Source organism: Aromatoleum toluclasticum ATCC 700605, assembly GCF_000378245.1.
GTDB classification, from domain to species: domain Bacteria; phylum Pseudomonadota; class Gammaproteobacteria; order Burkholderiales; family Rhodocyclaceae; genus Aromatoleum; species Aromatoleum toluclasticum.
In genome coordinates this window covers 14041-29569 of the sequence record NZ_KB899508.1, presented here as the reverse complement: position 1 = coordinate 29569, position 15529 = coordinate 14041, and the positions used below count along the sequence as shown (strand labels likewise).

The window sequence follows — 15529 nt, the reverse complement described above, 5'->3', positions numbered from 1 at the left end:
CGACTGTCAGCCCGCCAGGCCGCGCGCCAGATCCGCGCGCAGATCCTCGACCGACTCCAGCCCGACTGCTATCCTCAGCAATCCTTCGGTAATGCCAGCCGCAGCACGCGCTTCGGCGCTGATGCGCCCATGCGTAGTGGAGGCCGGGTGGGTAATGGTGGTCTTGGCATCGCCAAGGTTCGCGGTGATCGAGATCATGCGCGTCGAATCCACGACCCGCCATGCGCCCTCACGCCCGCCGGCGACCTCGAAGCTGACGATCGCCCCGCCGGACTTCTGCTGGAGCATCGCGAGTTCGTGCTGCGGGTGGGAGACCAGGCCGGGGTAATGCACCCTCACGACCCCGGCCTGCTGCTCGAGCCAGCTCGCGAGGTCGAGTGCGGTTGCCGACTGCGCCTCCATGCGGATGCGCAAGGTTTCCAGCCCCTTAAGGATCACCCACGCGTTGAAGGGTGAAATTGAAGGTCCGGCCGTGCGCAGGAACTTCAGCACTTCATCGACGATGACTTTCTTGCCGACGACCGCACCGCCTAACACCCGGCCTTGGCCATCCAGGTATTTCGTCGCGGAATGCACGACGACGTCGGCCCCCAGCTCGAGCGGGCGCTGAAGCGCGGGAGTGCAGAAACAATTGTCGACGGCGAGGATCGCGCTGGCAGCGTGCGCGATCTCTGCCACGCCGGCGATGTCGATAACCTCGGTGAGAGGGTTCGACGGCGTTTCGATGAAGAATAAGCGCGTGCGCGCCTTGATCGCAGCACGATAGGCATCCAGATCCGTCGCGGGCACGAAGGTCGTCTCGATGCCGAACTTCGCGAGGATCGTCCCGAAGAGCTGCTGCGTCGCTCCGAAAAGGCCCATCGACGCAACCACATGGTCACCCGCCTGCAGGGTTGCCATCGCCAGCGAGAGAATCGCAGACATACCCGAGGCGGTCGCGACACAGGATTCGCCCCCTTCCAGGGCGGCGAGGCGCTGCTGCATCGCGGTTACGGTCGGGTTCGTGAAGCGCGCGTAGACGTTGCCCTCATCCGCGCCCGAGAAGCGGGCTGCTGCCTGCGCGGCACTCTCGAACACGAAGCTCGACGTAAGATAGAGAGCTTCGCTGTGTTCGTTGAACTGGCTGCGCGCAATGCCCGCGCGTACCGCCAGGGTGTCGAACTCGTACTCGCTCATGTCCGCCCGGTTGTCCTGCTCAGTTGTCCTGATTGGCGACCAGGTTCAGGTCGAGTTGCCCGCCTTCGCCGTCGTCACCCGACTTGCTCTCGCCGCGCTGGTTCTCAACGCCGCTCAGGTATTCGGGAGTGATATCACCAGTGATGTAGGAGCCGTCGAAACAGGAGGTCTCGAAGAACTTGATCGCGGGATTGACCGCACGGACAGCAGCCTTGAGATCGGCGATGTCTTGATAGATCAGGCCGTCAGCCCCGATGACGCGGCAGATCTCTTCCTCGTTGCGATCGGCCGCGATCAGTTCGGTGCGGGTCGGCATGTCGATGCCGTACACATTCGCATAGCGGACCGGCGGCGCCGCTGACGCGAGGTACACCTTCACCGCACCGGCTTCGCGAGCCATCGTGACGATCTCGCGGCTCGTGGTGCCACGGACGATGGAGTCGTCGACCAGCAGCACCTTCTTGCCCCTGAATTCCTGCGGGATGGTGTTGAGCTTCTGGCGCACCGATTTACGCCGCGTCGCCTGGCCAGGCATGATGAAGGTGCGCCCGATGTAGCGGTTCTTCACGAAGCCTTCGCGGTACGGGAGGTTCAGCCGATGGGCCATCTCCATCGCAGCGGGGCGGCTGGAATCGGGGATGGGGATCACGACGTCGATGTCCGCGTGTGGTACCACGCGCTTGAGTTTGTCGGCGAGGAATTCACCCATCTTCACGCGCGACTCGTATACCGAGACGCCGTCTATCACCGAATCCGGTCGCGCGAGGTACACGAACTCGAACATGCACGGCGCTTCGACGGTCTTTTCCGCACACTGGCGACTGCGGAAATTGCCCTGTGTATCGATGAGGATCGCTTCGCCCGGCGCCACGTCACGCAGCGTCTTGAACCCGAGCACGTCCATCGCCACCGACTCGGATGCGACGAGCCACTCGTGACCACCATTGGCATCGTTGCGCCCGACGACGAGCGGACGAATGCCGAACGGATCACGGAAGGCGAGCAGCCCGTAGCCGGCGATCATCACAACGACCGCGTAGGCGCCACGGCAACGGCGATGCACGCCCGCCACGGCGCGGAACACCGCGTCTTCGTCGAGCTTGAAGCCCTTGGCGGCCGCCTGAAGTTCGTGCGCGAGCACATTCAGCAGCACCTCCGAATCAGAGTTGGTGTTGATGTGGCGCAGGTCGGAGAGGAACATCTCGCGCTTCAGTTCCTCCGAATTCGTCAGGTTGCCGTTATGGGCCAGCAGCAGGCCGAAGGGCGAATTGACATAGAAAGGCTGCGCTTCGGCCGGATTGCAGGCCGACCCCGCGGTCGGGTAGCGGACATGGCCGATACCCCAGTTGCCGACCAGATTGCGCATGTTGCGGGTGCGGAACACGTCGCGCACGAGCCCGGGCCCCTTGTGCATGAGGAAGCGCCCGCCCTCCGACGTCGCGATGCCCGCCGCATCCTGTCCGCGGTGCTGCAGCACCTGCAGGCCGTCATAAAGCAACTGATTGACCGGGGAATTTGCAACGACCCCAATGATTCCGCACATGGAATAGCACCTATCTGAATCGAATCTTTGTAGCCACCACGTCGGGCAGCCACGGTTTGGCAGCGATGACCGCCGTCTCCAGCGGAGGAGCGAACATTGCGTTGGACCACCACGGTTCGCGCGCAATTCCGATCACGCCGCCGAGCAGCACCACCGCGAGCGCGATGGCAACGCCGCGGGCGACACCGAACAAGGCGCCGAACACACGGTCGGCCGTACCCAGCCCAACCGCCTTGAGCAGTTCGCGAAGCAGGTAACGCAACAAGGCGGCAAGCATCAGGACCGCGACGAAGATCAGCGCGAACCCTGCGATCTGCCGCCAGGCCGGTTCGACAATCATGCCGCCAAACAGCGCCGCCGCTTCGCCAGCGTAACGCCAGGCCGCAAAGAGCGCGACCGCCCACGCAAGCAGCGCGATCACCTCGCTAACCAGCCCGCGCCACACGCCGACCGCCGCCGACAAGGCGAGAACTCCGAGGAATACGTAATCGAATACCGTCATCGCAGGGATCTGCGCGTGCTCATTTCGGCACGACCGAACCGCTCATTCCGCTCGCCCGGACGCGCTGGGCGGCCCTCTCGGCATCCTCACGTCCGCCGAATGGTCCGACCCGCACGCGCGTCACCGCGCCAACTTTTTCAGTGTAGGCGGAGAACCCTCGTCTTTTCAGGTCTGCCGCAATCAATGCCGCCTTGCCGCCGTCACCGAAGGCACCGATCTGAACGACGAAGGCGCTTCCCGCTGCGGCCGTGGAAGCTGCAGTCGGCTTGCCCTCCAGGATTGCCTGGGCACGGCCGCTATCGGTCGCAGTATTCTTGACCGGCGGCAAAGGCGCGGGCTTCAGGGGCTCCGCCGCAGCGCTTGCGGGGGCTGGAGCCTTTGGCACGTCACTCGCAACGTGCGACGGAGCGGGACGTTGCGGAGGCGGAGCGATCCTTGCGGCGGTATCCTGCCGTGGCACGTCCGGAGAGGCAGGTGCGGGCGGCTGTTCTTCGGGAGCCGGCGCAAGTTGCGGCTCGGATTCGCGTGCCGGGCGGCTGGCAATAGGACGCGACAGGGTGTTGTCAGCCTCGCGGTCGGGAATCGTTACCTGAATATCCTGCGCCGGGGCGCTCGGCTCCTGATCCATCACCATGGGGAGGATGATCGCGGCGAGCAGCGCCAGAGCAGCCGCCCCCACCAAGCGGCGCCTGGCGCGCTTCTTGAGTTCGACGTTGTCGCTATCGGTCACGCGGAGCCTCAATGACGAGCGGCGCGGGCGGCAGCCAGCACGTCCGCGACGGTCAGAAATGAGCCAAAGGCAACAATTCTATCACCCTCGCCTGCAGATTTCCGGGCAGCCGCATAGCCTTCCGCGGGGCTGTCGAATCGCAGGATGTCGCCGCGCACGCCGACGCTGCGCACGCGCTGTTCGAGACGCTCAGCGTTAAGCCCGCGAGCACCCGGAAGGCCGACAAGCATCCAATGATCGACGCGATCCTGGATCAGCTTCACGACACCTTCAACGTCCTTGTCCAAGAGCATGCCCAAGACTGCCCACGTTTCAGGGTAGAACCCCATGTTGGACAGGTTCTCGGACAATACGCCAGCAGCCTGCGGGTTATGTGCGACATCGAGCACCACCGAGGGCCGCCCCGGCAGCACCTGGAAGCGGCCGGGGAGTTCAACGAGCATCAGCCCCTGACGAACCGCCTGCATGGACACGGGAATCCGCTTCCGCAGGGTTTCCAGCGCCATCATCACTGCCGACGCGTTCAGGAGCTGGTTGGCGCCCCGCAGCGCAGGATAGGCAAGCCCCCCTCGACGCGCGCCACCCTTGCTCCACCACGTCCATTGAGTGCGGTCGCCGCTGAAGCCGAAATCCTCACCAACCAGTTTCAGATCGGCGCCGATCGCACGTGCATGCTCGACCAACGTGAGAGGAACCATCGGATCGGAACAGATCGCTGGACGCCCCGCGCGGAAGATGCCGGCCTTCTCGAAGCCGATTTTCTCCCGCGTATCGCCCAGCCAGTCCATGTGGTCCATCGCAATGCCGGTCACGATCGCGCAGTCGGGGTCAATCGCATTAACTGCGTCGAGGCGCCCGCCAAGGCCGACTTCGAGGATCACGACGTCGAGCGGCGCACGGGAAAATGCCCACCAGGCGGCGAGCGTACCGTGCTCGAAATAGGTCAGCGGGGTGTCGCTGCGAGCCCCCTCGACTGCGCGAAAGCCGTCCACCAGGGTCTGATCGTCAACTTCGCGCCCATCGATACGCACGCGTTCGTTGTAGCACAGCAGGTGCGGGGACGTGTAGCAGCCGACGCGATAGCCGGCGGCAAGCAGGATCGCCTCGAGCATCGCACAGGTCGAGCCCTTGCCGTTGGTGCCGCCGACGGTTATCACCACGGCATCGCTGCGAACGGCGAGCGCATCGCGCACGCGCGAAACACGATCCAGACCAAGCTGGATCTGGGCAGCATGGCGGCTTTCGAGCAGTTCGAGCCAACCGCTCAGGGAATTGGGAAAATGCATGAGGCGGAACGGAAATCAGACGCCAATGGCCGGCTGGTGCGTTAGCAGGGTAAGTAACTCGGCAACCTTCGAGCGCATCTCGCGCCGATCGACGATCATGTCGATCGCGCCTTTCTCAAGCAGGAACTCGGAGCGCTGGAAACCCTCCGGCAGCGTTTCGCGCACGGTCTGCTCGATCACGCGCGGGCCCGCAAAACCGATCAGGGCCCCCGGTTCGGCGATCACGACGTCACCCATGAAGGCAAAGCTGGCCGACACGCCACCCATCGTCGGATCGGTGAGGATGGTAAGGAACGGCAGCTTGCGCTCGGCGAGTTGCGTGATCGCAGCCGTGGTCTTGGCCATCTGCATCAGGGAGAACAGCCCCTCCTGCATTCGGGCGCCGCCGGTAGCGGTGATGCAGATGAAGGGCAGACGCTGCTCCAGAGCAGCCTTTGCACCCCGCACGAAACGCTCGCCCACGACGGACCCCATCGATCCGCCCAGGAAATCGAACTCGAAGCAGGCGACCACGACCGGCACCGTCAGGATAGAGCCCTGCATCACGACCATCGCGTCGGCTTCGCCGGTATCGTCGTTCGCTGCCGACAGACGCTCGGTGTAGCGCCGCGAATCCTTGAATTTCAATGGATCGACCGGCATGACCTCGCTCCCGATCTCGAAGCGCCCTTCCGCGTCGAGCAACATGTCGAGCCGCGCCCGCGCGCGCAGACGCTGGTGGTGGCCGCACTTCGGACACACGCTCAGGTTGCTTTCGAGATCCGAGCGGTAGAGCACGGCCTCACAAGCCGAGCACTTGCTCCACAAACCTTCCGGAATCGACTTGCGCGCAGCGGATTCGGCGCGCTTGATCTTCGGCGGCAGCAGTTTCTGAAGCCAACTCATCGCGGAGCTCCTTGGATCTGGTCGAGCGCGGCACGCACGCCCTCAACGAAGTTCTTTACCCGGGCTACCGCCTGATCGCGCGGACTGTCCTCGATTTCCTCGATGATGCGGCTGCCGATCACGACCGCATCCGCCACCTCTCCGATACGGCGGGCCGATTCGGCGTCGCGAATGCCGAAGCCGACACCGACCGGCATACCAACGCCTTGGCGAATCTGCGGCATGCGGGCGGCGACATCGTCGAAATCGAGCGCCCCCGAACCGGTCACGCCTTTGAGCGAGACGTAGTAGATGTAGCCGCTGCCGATCGTCGCGACCTCACGGATGCGCTGCTCGGTGGAGGTCGGCGCCAGCAGGAAGATAGGATCCATGCTGCCCGCCTTGAGCGTGCGTGCAAATGCTTCGCATTCCTCAGGCGGATAATCGACTACGAGGACCCCGTCCACTCCGGCTGCACCAGCGGCGGCGACGAAGCGATCGACGCCCATGGCCTCGATCGGATTCGCATAACCCATCAGGACAACCGGCGTGTCGGAATTCGTCGCACGGAAGTCGGACACCAGCGCGAGCACCTTGCGCAGGCTCATCCCGTTGACGAGGGCACGCTCGGACGCGCGCTGGATGGTCGGACCGTCCGCCATCGGATCGGAGAAGGGCACGCCCAGCTCGATGATGTCCGCCCCCCCCTCGACTAGCGCGTGCATCAGCGGCACGGTGAGTTCGGGAGCGGGGTCGCCCGCAGTGATGAAGGGGATCAACGCCCGCCGCCCCGAGGCCTGCAGGCGCTGAAAAACTGACTGGATTCTGGACATAAGCGGTATCAGGATGCGCGGGCCTGTCACGGCCCGCGGAGTCAGAACTGGATGCCGGACTTCTCGGCGACGGTATGCATGTCCTTGTCGCCTCGACCGGAGAGATTGACCAGCAAGATCTTGTCGCGCGGCAGGGTCGGCGCCAGCTTCGCGGCATACGCGAGGGCGTGTGACGACTCCAGCGCCGGGATGATGCCTTCGAGATGGCACAGGTTGTGGAAAGCGGCCAGCGCCTCCTGGTCCGTGACGCCGACGTACTCGGCGCGGTCGCTGTCCTTGAGCCAGGCGTGCTCGGGCCCTACGCCCGGATAGTCGAGACCGGCCGAAATCGAATGCGTCTCGATGATCTGGCCGTCTTCGCTCTGGAGCAGGTAAGTGCGGTTACCATGCAGCACGCCGGGCGTGCCACCGGTAAGACTGGCCGCATGACGCCCGGACTCCAGGCCCTCGCCGTAGGCTTCCACGCCGATCAACCGGACCCCGGGAACGTCGATGTACGGATGGAAGATGCCCATCGCGTTCGAACCGCCACCGACGCAGGCGATCACATAGTCGGGCTGGCGACCGGTCATCTCCGGCATCTGCACGAGGCATTCCTTGCCGATGACGGTCTGGAAGTCGCGCACCATCATCGGGTAGGGATGCGGCCCCGCCACCGTGCCAATTATGTAGAAGGTGTTGTGGATGTTCGTGACCCAGTCGCGCATCGCTTCGTTGAGCGCGTCCTTCAGGGTCTTGGAGCCCGATTCGACCGGAACAACCTTCGCTCCCAGGAGTTTCATGCGGTACACATTCGCGGCCTGGCGCTTCACGTCCTCGGCCCCCATGTACACCACGCACTCCATACCGTAGCGCGCCGCGACCGTCGCCGTAGCGACCCCATGCTGCCCGGCACCGGTCTCCGCGATCACGCGCGGCTTGCCCATGTAGCGCGCAACGAGCGCCTGGCCGATGCAGTTGTTCACCTTGTGCGCGCCGGTATGGTTCAGATCCTCGCGCTTGAGGTAGATCTGCGCGCCGCCGAGCGAATCCGAGATGCGCTTCGCGTGATAGATCGGGCTCGGCCGGCCAACGTAGTGCTTGAGCTCGTACTCGAACTCGGCGATGAAGGCCGGGTTGCTCCGGCACGCCTCGTAGGCGGCATTGAGCTCGTCCAGCGCAGGAATCAGCGTCTCGGCAACGAACACGCCTCCGTACGGCCCGAAATGTCCGTGCGAATCAGGAAACCGGTATGGCTTGTCAGCCGTCTGCATTGCGTACTCCAGCGACGAACGCGGCAATCCGTGCCGCATCCTTGATACCCTTGCCCGACTCCACACCGCTGGACACATCGACAGCCCACGGCCTTACGCGGCGGACTGCCTCGGCGACGTTATCGGGATCCAACCCACCGGAAAGGATCAGCGACCGCCCGAGGCGCTCGGGAATGAGGGACCAATCGAAAACCTTGCCTCCACCGCCGTAGCCTTCGACAAACGCGTCGAGCAGCAATCCGGAAGCGGATGGGTGGGAAGCCGAGAATTCTACCAGATCGACCCCCGGACGCACTCGCGCGGCCTTGATCCAGGGACGACCGAAAGCCGCGCACAGGGTTTCGGGCTCGTCGCCGTGAAACTGCAGAAGCTGTAGCGGCACCTGTGCGAGCGCCTGCCGCACGTAGGCCGGATCGGGATTCACGAAGAGGCCCACCGTCGTGACGAAGGGCGGCACCAGCGCGGCCAGCTCCGCCGCACGCTCGAACGCGACGAAACGCGGGCTGGGCGGGTAGAAGACCAGACCGATCGCATCCGCACCCGCCTCGACGGCAGCATGCACGTCCTCGGCGCGGGTCAGGCCGCAGATCTTGATTCGGGTTCTGGACACTCAGACGAAAGGGATACGCGGGAGCGCGATGATACGCCCTTCATCGGGCAGCGACCAGTGCGAGGCGTACTCGACACCGGCGAGGTACAACCCATCGGGGGAGAAGGTCATCGCCGCACGGCTGCGGTCGCGCGACTGCAGGACTTCCGCCATCCACCCGGGCGGATAACACCCCTTCCCGACATACACCAGCGAGCCGACCAGGTTGCGCACCATATGATGAAGGAAAGCATTCGCCCAGAAATCGAAGACGATATAGTCCCCGTCGCGCCTCACCTGCGCCTCGTGCATCAACTTGATCGGCGACTTCGCCTGACACCCGGCGGCCCGAAAAGCGGAAAAATCCCGCCAGCCGACGATGGAGCGGGCAGCCTCCGCCATCGCCGCTTCATCGAGCGGCGGATGGAACCATCCCACGCGACCGGCCAGCAGCGCTGGCCGCACGGCCGAGTTGTACAGGATATAGCGGTAACGGCGCGAAACGGCGCAGAAGCGCGCATGAAAATCGTCGCCGACCTCCACCGCCCAACGCACCGCGACCGGTCCTCTCATCCGGGCATTGGTGCCACGAACCCAGCCGTGCAGCGCACGCGCCGACGGCGTGTCGAAATGCACCACCTGCGCCGTCGCATGGACGCCGGCGTCGGTCCGCCCGGCGCAATGGAGTCGCACCGGGTGACCGGCCATGCCCGAGAGGGCTGCCTCGAGGTGATCCTGCACGGTCTTCCCATGCGACTGGCTCTGCCAGCCCTGAAAAGCGTCGCCGGCATATTCGACGCCAAGCGCAATTCTCATCGTGCCACTCCAAACCACAACGTTGCCACGACCAGCACCACGAGCAGCGCCGCAAGATCCCGCCATCCAAAGGCTTCTCGCGTGAACACCATCCGGTCAGCGCTGTTGCCACTAATGACTTCGTCATCGAGCCAATCGCGCCATGCTCCCGGAGACGCAGATTCGACGTAGCGCAGAACGAGCATGAGGCGTACCGCCAGCCTCTCGGAGGGGAGGCCCACCCACCCCAAGGGCCTCAGCAGGGCATGCAGACCGCCGACGAGACGCGCCACGGGCAGCCCCTCAAGGAGGATCGCCACGCACAGCACGACCGCAACCAGACGCCCCACATGCTCGGCAGCCAATACTATCCCTTCGCGGCTCGGACTTAGCTCCGGAAGCGCAGGCAATAGCGCCTCGCCTGGCGTGAATCCGGCGAATAGCACGAGTATTGCGAGAACCAGAAAGCGTACACGCCGCAGCAGCTTCAGGCTACGTGATGGCGCAAGCCACCATCCGGCGAGAGCGCATAGACCTACCGCGACCGCCAGCGCTTTGGGTGACAGAAACTGCAGGATGACGACACACGCCATCCACATTGCGATCACGAATCCGGAATGCATCAAAATGAACGGGCCGCCCGACGGCGGCCCCCGCAATGCGCACGGCTTTGCAACTTCGGCCGTTAACCGAGTCGCTGAGCCAAGCGTGCAGCCGCGTCCCGCTGTTCCGCCGAGCCCTCGCGCAACACCTCCTCGATGAGTTCGCGAGCCCCCTCGGTATCGCCCATTTCTTCGTAGGCACGGGCCAACTCGAGTTTTGTGTTGACCTCTTCGATCACATCCGCCCCGGGAGCCAGCCCATCTGCAGGCACTTCGCCCGAGAATCCAACAGCATCGCCGATGTCCGGAATTTCGGATGCCCCCTTCGGCGACAGCGGCGCGGAAGAGGTTGCTTCCAGGTTCAGATCGATACCCGCGAGATCGAGTCCCGGCGAAGTTGCCGCCGGCTGGTTTGCCCCGCCGTCAAGGTTGAAATCGAAATCCAGCAGACTACTGTCGAAAGACGTTTTCTCAAGATCATCTGCCGGCCCGTTGCCACTCGCCGCCGGCCCGCTATCGGGCGAAATCACGGTCTCATTGAGGCTGACCTCGCCCGTAACCGACGCCAGAGAAACATCGAGATCCGGCGCAAGATCGAATTCGAGGGCCTGGTCAGCCGCCGCAAAATCCATCCCCTGACCAATCACGGTTGCGAGCATCGGATCGGCTGCAGGTCTAGAAACCGGCTCCATTTCGTCCCCCCGCCCGCTTACCCCGCCGACGTCAAGATCGAAAGAGGCTGCTGCCGCAAAAGGCTGCACCGTTTCGACGGACGGAACGGCATCGATTTGCGGCATGGGCACATCCGCTGCCACGGCCGCACCCAAGTCGAGGCCCGCGTCGAGATCGAAGTCGAGCGCCCCCGCGTCGACCTCCGGCAAGGCTTCGATTCCCGCGTCGTCCGGCATCTCTGTCGACAATGGTTCGCGGGCCGCCGCAAACGACGCAGTCAGCCCAGAATCGGGATCGCCTACGTGAGCGGCCGCCGCCGCAAGGCTGGCCGCCCCCGCAGCAAAGCCTGCGGTCGGGATGCCGCTGGCCGCCGAGGCACGATAAAGAGGATTGTCGGGATCGAGGCGACGCCCCATCTCTGCCGCCTTCTCCCAATCTCCCCCGTCGCCACCGGTCCGCGAATAGAGGTCCGTCGCGGTATTCTCGAACGCCTTGAGATTCTTCCGCTGGGCGTAAATCTCCAGCAGCTTGACGTAGATCGCCATCCGCGTCGTGTCGGTCTTCAAGGCATCGAGGAGGATCTCCTCGGCCTGGGCATCGCGCCCGTAAGCCATGTACACATCGGCCTCGGCAACGGGGTCGACGCCTTCGTCGGTATCGATCGCCGAAAGACCGGACTGGCTGAAATCGGTGTGAAGCAGGCTGCTCTCGCCCGTATTGACGCTCTGCCCACCCGTCGCCCCGAACACCGAATTGGTCGGCGGGGGGAAGGCGCTCGCGACGGACTCGACCCCATGCTCCTCAGCCTGCTTGCGCCGCTGCCGCGCCTTGATGCCGACGTACGCGAGGAGGAGCGCCAGAATTCCGCCACCGCCGGCCAGTACCGCGGGATCGCCGATCAGGCTTTGAACGAAGCCCGGCTCCTCGACCGGCACCGGTGCAGGTGCAGGTGCCTGTACCGGTGCAGGCTTGGGAGCCGGTGTCGGCTCTGCCGCGTGCTGCGGCTCCGCCGCGGGGGGCTGCTGCGCGGGAGCCGAAGGCACTGCGGACGGCTCCTGCGTCGGCGCCGAAGGCGCTGCGGTCGCCTGCTGCTGCAGCTGTGCCATGCTTTCGCTGCGCAGGCTCAACAATTCCTGCATTTGCTTGACGCTAGCCTCGAGGGCTGCGACGCGACTGTTCGCTTCATCGAGCGCCTTGTCGCGCGCGACAAGCTCTTCCTCGAGCGCCTGGAGCCGGGCGAGGCTGGCCTTGTCGGCGCCTTTCGCGGCGCCCTGCTCGGACGGCGCACCGGAAACCTTGACCTGGTCGCCTGCCACCGATCGTGCCGGCTCATCGACTTTCGGCACGATTGTGCCTGTATCGCTGCGCGACGGCGCGGATTCGGACGCCGCCGGCCGGGCGGCGACCGCTCCAGCGAGCTTCCTGCGATAGGCCGCAAAATCGGCGGACTGTGCCTGGACCTCGCGGCGCGCGCGGATGGGGTCGATCTCGCGTACCCGTACATCGGACGGAACGGTCACGATCGAACCGGTACGCAGGCGATTGATGTTGTTTCCTTCGAAGGCGTCGGGATTCTCGCGAAACAGTGCAATGAGCATCTGGTCGAGGCTGGTGCCTTCGGGCCGGTTCGCCTCTGCGATGCGATGAAGCGTATCGCCCTTCTTGATCTCATGACGTTCGCCGCCTCCCCCGGTCGTCTGGCTTGCAGCCGGCGGCTGGTTTGCGGCCGGCGCCTTGCGTTGCGCGGGCGTAGCCGGCGCCGAGGCTCCAATGGGCGCGGCGACCGGAGCCGCTCCGCGTCCCACCGCGGGGGCCGGAGCGCCTGCCGGCACCGGGTCGAGCAGGAAAGTGTATTCGCGCAACAGCCGACCGGACGCCCAATTCAATTCGATCAGGAGATCTACGAACGGGTCGTTGAACGGCCTGTCGCTGATGATTTTGACAACGGACCGGCTACCCCTGCGTTCCACCGAGAAGCGCAGCCCCGATATTGCAGCGGTATATTGCAGACTTGCCTGGCGGAACGCTTCGGGCGGAGCAACGCGCGCCGAAAGCGACTGCAGCTCCTCATTGCTCGCGTTCAGCTCGACCTCTGCCCTGAGCGGCTGTCCGATGCCGCTGAAAACATGGATCGAACCGAGTCCGGCGGCATTGCTGCCCAAAGGGAACATGGCGATCGCCGTCGCGATCAGGGAAGCCTTGATCGATGTCTTCATCATTGTCTTATCATCCGCACCCTAGTCTGGGTACCAAACTACGTGGAATATGGACGTCGCGGACGCAGCCGGGCATCCGTTGTGCCCCGGCAATCTAACATTTTGTTTAAGTCTTGGCAGCAATTCTTTAATTGCCAAGACTATTTTCCAAACCGCAAATACCGTTATCTTGCCTTGAGGACCAAGGCATAGGACACAGGAAACGGCGATGCAAACGCCGTTTCCTCATGTCATGACGATCAGCGATCGAGAAGGATGCGCAGCATGCGGCGCAGGGGCTCAGCAGCCCCCCACAACAGCTGGTCGCCGACGGTGAAGGCGCCGAGGTATTCGGGCCCCATCGCCATCTTGTGCAGACGACCGACGGGGACCGTAAGGGTGCCGGTGACGGCCGCCGGCGTCAGTTCGCGCTCCGAGATCTCACGCTCGTTCGGAACGACCTTCACCCAGTCATTGGCCTGCGCGATGACGTCGCTGACCTCGTCGAGCGGGACGTTCTTGCGCAGCTTGATCGTGAGGCCCTGCGAATGGCAGCGCATCGCGCCGATGCGCACGCACAGGCCATCGATGGGGATGCTGCCGGGACTAAGGAATGCGGGCCGGCCGAGGATTTTGTTGCACTCGGCACCGCCCTTCCATTCCTCCTTCGACTGGCCATTGTCGACCGGCACGTCGATCCACGGAATGAGACTCCCGGCAAGCGCGGCGCCGCGGAAATTCTTCACCGGGAACTCGGACGAGCGCATGGTCGCGGCGACCTTACGATCGATGTCGAGGATCGCGGAAGCGGGGTCGGCCAGTTCGGTCTTCACCGCATCGTGCAGCGCCCCCATCTGCGCGAGCAGCTCGCGCATGTTCTGCGCGCCGGCGCCGGAGGCCGCCTGATAGGTCATCGCCGACACCCACTCGACGAGGTCGTTCTGGAACAGGCCACCGAGGCCCATCAGCATCAGGGACACCGTGCAGTTGCCGCCGATCCAGTCGCGCCCGCCCTTGACGAGCGAATCCTTGATCACGTTCATGTTGACCGGATCGAGGATGATCACCGCATTGTCTTCCATGCGCAGGGCACTCGCGGCGTCGATCCAGTGGCCCTTCCACCCGGCGGCACGCAACTGGGGATAAACGGCCTTGGTGTAGTCGCCGCCCTGGCAGGTGATGACGATGTCCATCTGCTTGAGCATGTCGATGTTCGAAGCATCCTGCAGCGGCAGCGAGGCTTCCTTGCCGCCGAAAGCGGGCGCCTTGCCGCCAGCCGCGGACGTCGAGAAATACACCGGCTCGATGTGGGCGAAGTCGCCCTCCTCGACCATGCGTTGCATCAGCACGGAACCGACCATGCCACGCCAACCGACCAGACCAACCTTGTTCATTTGCGCTACCTCGAATTGCCAAAAATCTCAGAGCGCCGCCAGCACGGCGTCGCCCATCTGCTTCGTGCCCACCTTCGTCGTGCCCGGCTCGTAGATGTCGCCGGTGCGATACCCCTGCGCGAGAACCTTCTTCACGGCCGTCTCGACGCGGGCAGCGGCGGCCTCGTTGTTGAACGTATAGCGCAACATCATCGCCGCCGACAGGATCGTCGCGAGCGGGTTCGCCACCCCCTTGCCGGCAATGTCCGGGGCCGAACCGTGCGAGGGCTCGTAGAGGCCCTTGTTGTTGGCGTCCAGCGAGGCCGACGGCAGCATGCCGATCGAACCCGTGAGCATCGAGGCCTCGTCGGACAGGATGTCGCCGAACATGTTGCCGGTGACCATCACGTCGAACTGCTTGGGTGCGCGCACAAGCTGCATCGCGGCATTGTCGACGAGCATGTGGGTGAGCTCGACGTCCGGATACTCGGGGGCGAGTTCGATCATCACGTCGCGCCACAGCTGCGTGGTTTCCAGCACGTTCATCTTGTCTACCGAACAGAGCCGCTTGTTGCGCTTGCGCGCAGCCTCGAAGGCGACGCGGCCGATACGGCGGATCTCCGACTCGGTGTAGTGCATCGTGTTGAAGCCATAGCGCTCGCCATCACGATTCTCGATGCCGCGCGGCTGGCCGAAGTAGATGTCGCCGGTGAGTTCGCGCACGATCAGGATGTCCAGGCCCGACACGACATCAGGTTTGAGTGTGGAGGCGTTCGCGAGTTCGGGATACAGGATCGCCGGACGGAGGTTGGCGAACAGGCCAAGATCCTTGCGGATGCCCAACAGGCCGCGCTCGGGACGCTGTTCGCGCGGCAGATTGTCCCACTTGGGACCGCCGACGGCACCGAGCAGCACGGCGTCGGCCTCGCGCGCGAGTTTGCGCGTCGCGTCCGGATACGGATCGCCGGTCGCATCGACCGCGGCACCGCCCAGCAGAGCCTCTTCGAGTTCGAACTTCAGGTCCAGCGCTTCGATCACGCGGACGGCTTCGGCCGTGATTTCCGGACCGATTCCATCGCCCGGCAGAACACAAATCTTCATCAGCAGTCTTCTCCT

The 15529-nt window shown here is 64.4% G+C and carries 14 protein-coding genes; all 14 read right to left on the bottom strand.

Features of this window, described 5'->3' with window-relative positions:
• Window positions 1-6 precede the first annotated feature (6 nt).
• The 14 genes from F464_RS0122835 to leuB all read right to left on the bottom strand — a co-directional run bounded on the left by F464_RS0122835 (window position 7) and on the right by leuB (window position 15514).
• On the bottom strand, window positions 7-1176 hold the full coding sequence (locus tag F464_RS0122835; RefSeq protein WP_018992184.1) for an O-succinylhomoserine sulfhydrylase: 1170 nt from the start codon (window positions 1174-1176) through the stop codon (window positions 7-9).
• A 19-nt stretch (window positions 1177-1195) separates the two neighbouring features.
• The gene (purF, locus tag F464_RS0122830) at window positions 1196-2719 is read right to left on the bottom strand and encodes an amidophosphoribosyltransferase (protein WP_026296248.1); all 1524 of its coding nucleotides are present in this window, start codon (window positions 2717-2719) and stop codon (window positions 1196-1198) included.
• Window positions 2720-2729: 10 nt separating this feature from the next.
• A complete protein-coding gene (locus F464_RS0122825; RefSeq protein ID WP_018992182.1) occupies window positions 2730-3221 on the bottom strand; it encodes a CvpA family protein in 492 nt (163 codons plus the stop codon).
• Window positions 3222-3240: 19 nt separating this feature from the next.
• Window positions 3241-3951 carry an SPOR domain-containing protein gene (locus F464_RS0122820; protein WP_018992181.1) on the bottom strand — a complete coding sequence of 237 codons (711 nt, stop codon included), beginning with the start codon at window positions 3949-3951 and terminating at the stop codon, window positions 3241-3243.
• A gap of 8 nt (window positions 3952-3959) precedes the next feature.
• Window positions 3960-5237 (bottom strand): bifunctional tetrahydrofolate synthase/dihydrofolate synthase, encoded by a 1278-nt coding sequence (gene folC / locus F464_RS0122815; protein WP_018992180.1) that lies wholly within the window; start codon window positions 5235-5237, stop codon window positions 3960-3962.
• A 15-nt stretch (window positions 5238-5252) separates the two neighbouring features.
• On the bottom strand, window positions 5253-6122 hold the full coding sequence (gene accD / locus F464_RS0122810) for an acetyl-CoA carboxylase, carboxyltransferase subunit beta (RefSeq protein ID WP_018992179.1): 870 nt from the start codon (window positions 6120-6122) through the stop codon (window positions 5253-5255).
• Window positions 6119-6934 carry a tryptophan synthase subunit alpha gene (trpA, locus tag F464_RS0122805; RefSeq protein WP_026296247.1) on the bottom strand — a complete coding sequence of 272 codons (816 nt, stop codon included), beginning with the start codon at window positions 6932-6934 and terminating at the stop codon, window positions 6119-6121. Before trpA ends, accD begins: the two co-directional genes overlap by 4 nt.
• Before the next feature lie 41 nt (window positions 6935-6975).
• On the bottom strand, window positions 6976-8187 hold the full coding sequence (gene trpB / locus F464_RS0122800) for a tryptophan synthase subunit beta (protein ID WP_018992177.1): 1212 nt from the start codon (window positions 8185-8187) through the stop codon (window positions 6976-6978).
• Entirely contained in the window at window positions 8174-8797 is a 624-nt protein-coding gene (locus F464_RS0122795; protein WP_018992176.1) for a phosphoribosylanthranilate isomerase, read from the bottom strand. Before F464_RS0122795 ends, trpB begins: the two co-directional genes overlap by 14 nt.
• Complete coding sequence (truA, locus tag F464_RS0122790) at window positions 8798-9592, bottom strand: tRNA pseudouridine(38-40) synthase TruA (protein ID WP_018992175.1); 795 nt, start codon at window positions 9590-9592, stop codon at window positions 8798-8800.
• Window positions 9589-10170 carry a CbiQ family ECF transporter T component gene (locus F464_RS0122785; protein ID WP_018992174.1) on the bottom strand — a complete coding sequence of 194 codons (582 nt, stop codon included), beginning with the start codon at window positions 10168-10170 and terminating at the stop codon, window positions 9589-9591. Before F464_RS0122785 ends, truA begins: the two co-directional genes overlap by 4 nt.
• 86 nt (window positions 10171-10256) lie before the next feature.
• Window positions 10257-13064 (bottom strand): FimV/HubP family polar landmark protein, encoded by a 2808-nt coding sequence (locus tag F464_RS0122780; RefSeq protein ID WP_018992173.1) that lies wholly within the window; start codon window positions 13062-13064, stop codon window positions 10257-10259.
• 236 nt (window positions 13065-13300) lie between these two features.
• Window positions 13301-14434, bottom strand: a complete 1134-nt coding sequence (gene asd / locus F464_RS0122775) for an aspartate-semialdehyde dehydrogenase (RefSeq protein WP_018992172.1) — start codon at window positions 14432-14434, stop codon at window positions 13301-13303.
• 27 nt (window positions 14435-14461) lie between these two features.
• Window positions 14462-15514 (bottom strand): 3-isopropylmalate dehydrogenase, encoded by a 1053-nt coding sequence (gene leuB / locus F464_RS0122770; protein WP_018992171.1) that lies wholly within the window; start codon window positions 15512-15514, stop codon window positions 14462-14464.
• Between the last annotated feature and the right edge of the window lie 15 nt (window positions 15515-15529).

Bases quoted from the DNA above. Each gene is read 5' to 3' on its own strand.
- F464_RS0122835 (WP_018992184.1), bottom strand. From the start codon at position 1,176: ATGAGCGAGTACGAGTTCGACACCCTGGCGGTACGCGCGGGCATTGCG.
- purF (WP_026296248.1), bottom strand. From the start codon at position 2,719: ATGTGCGGAATCATTGGGGTCGTTGCAAATTCCCCGGTCAATCAGTTG.
- F464_RS0122825 (WP_018992182.1), bottom strand. From the start codon at position 3,221: ATGACGGTATTCGATTACGTATTCCTCGGAGTTCTCGCCTTGTCGGCG.
- folC (WP_018992180.1), bottom strand. From the start codon at position 5,237: ATGCATTTTCCCAATTCCCTGAGCGGTTGGCTCGAACTGCTCGAAAGC.
- accD (WP_018992179.1), bottom strand. From the start codon at position 6,122: ATGAGTTGGCTTCAGAAACTGCTGCCGCCGAAGATCAAGCGCGCCGAA.
- trpA (WP_026296247.1), bottom strand. From the start codon at position 6,934: ATGTCCAGAATCCAGTCAGTTTTTCAGCGCCTGCAGGCCTCGGGGCGG.
- trpB (WP_018992177.1), bottom strand. From the start codon at position 8,187: ATGCAGACGGCTGACAAGCCATACCGGTTTCCTGATTCGCACGGACAT.
- truA (WP_018992175.1), bottom strand. From the start codon at position 9,592: ATGAGAATTGCGCTTGGCGTCGAATATGCCGGCGACGCTTTTCAGGGC.
- F464_RS0122785 (WP_018992174.1), bottom strand. From the start codon at position 10,170: ATGTGGATGGCGTGTGTCGTCATCCTGCAGTTTCTGTCACCCAAAGCG.
- F464_RS0122780 (WP_018992173.1), bottom strand. From the start codon at position 13,064: ATGATGAAGACATCGATCAAGGCTTCCCTGATCGCGACGGCGATCGCC.
- asd (WP_018992172.1), bottom strand. From the start codon at position 14,434: ATGAACAAGGTTGGTCTGGTCGGTTGGCGTGGCATGGTCGGTTCCGTG.
- leuB (WP_018992171.1), bottom strand. From the start codon at position 15,514: ATGAAGATTTGTGTTCTGCCGGGCGATGGAATCGGTCCGGAAATCACG.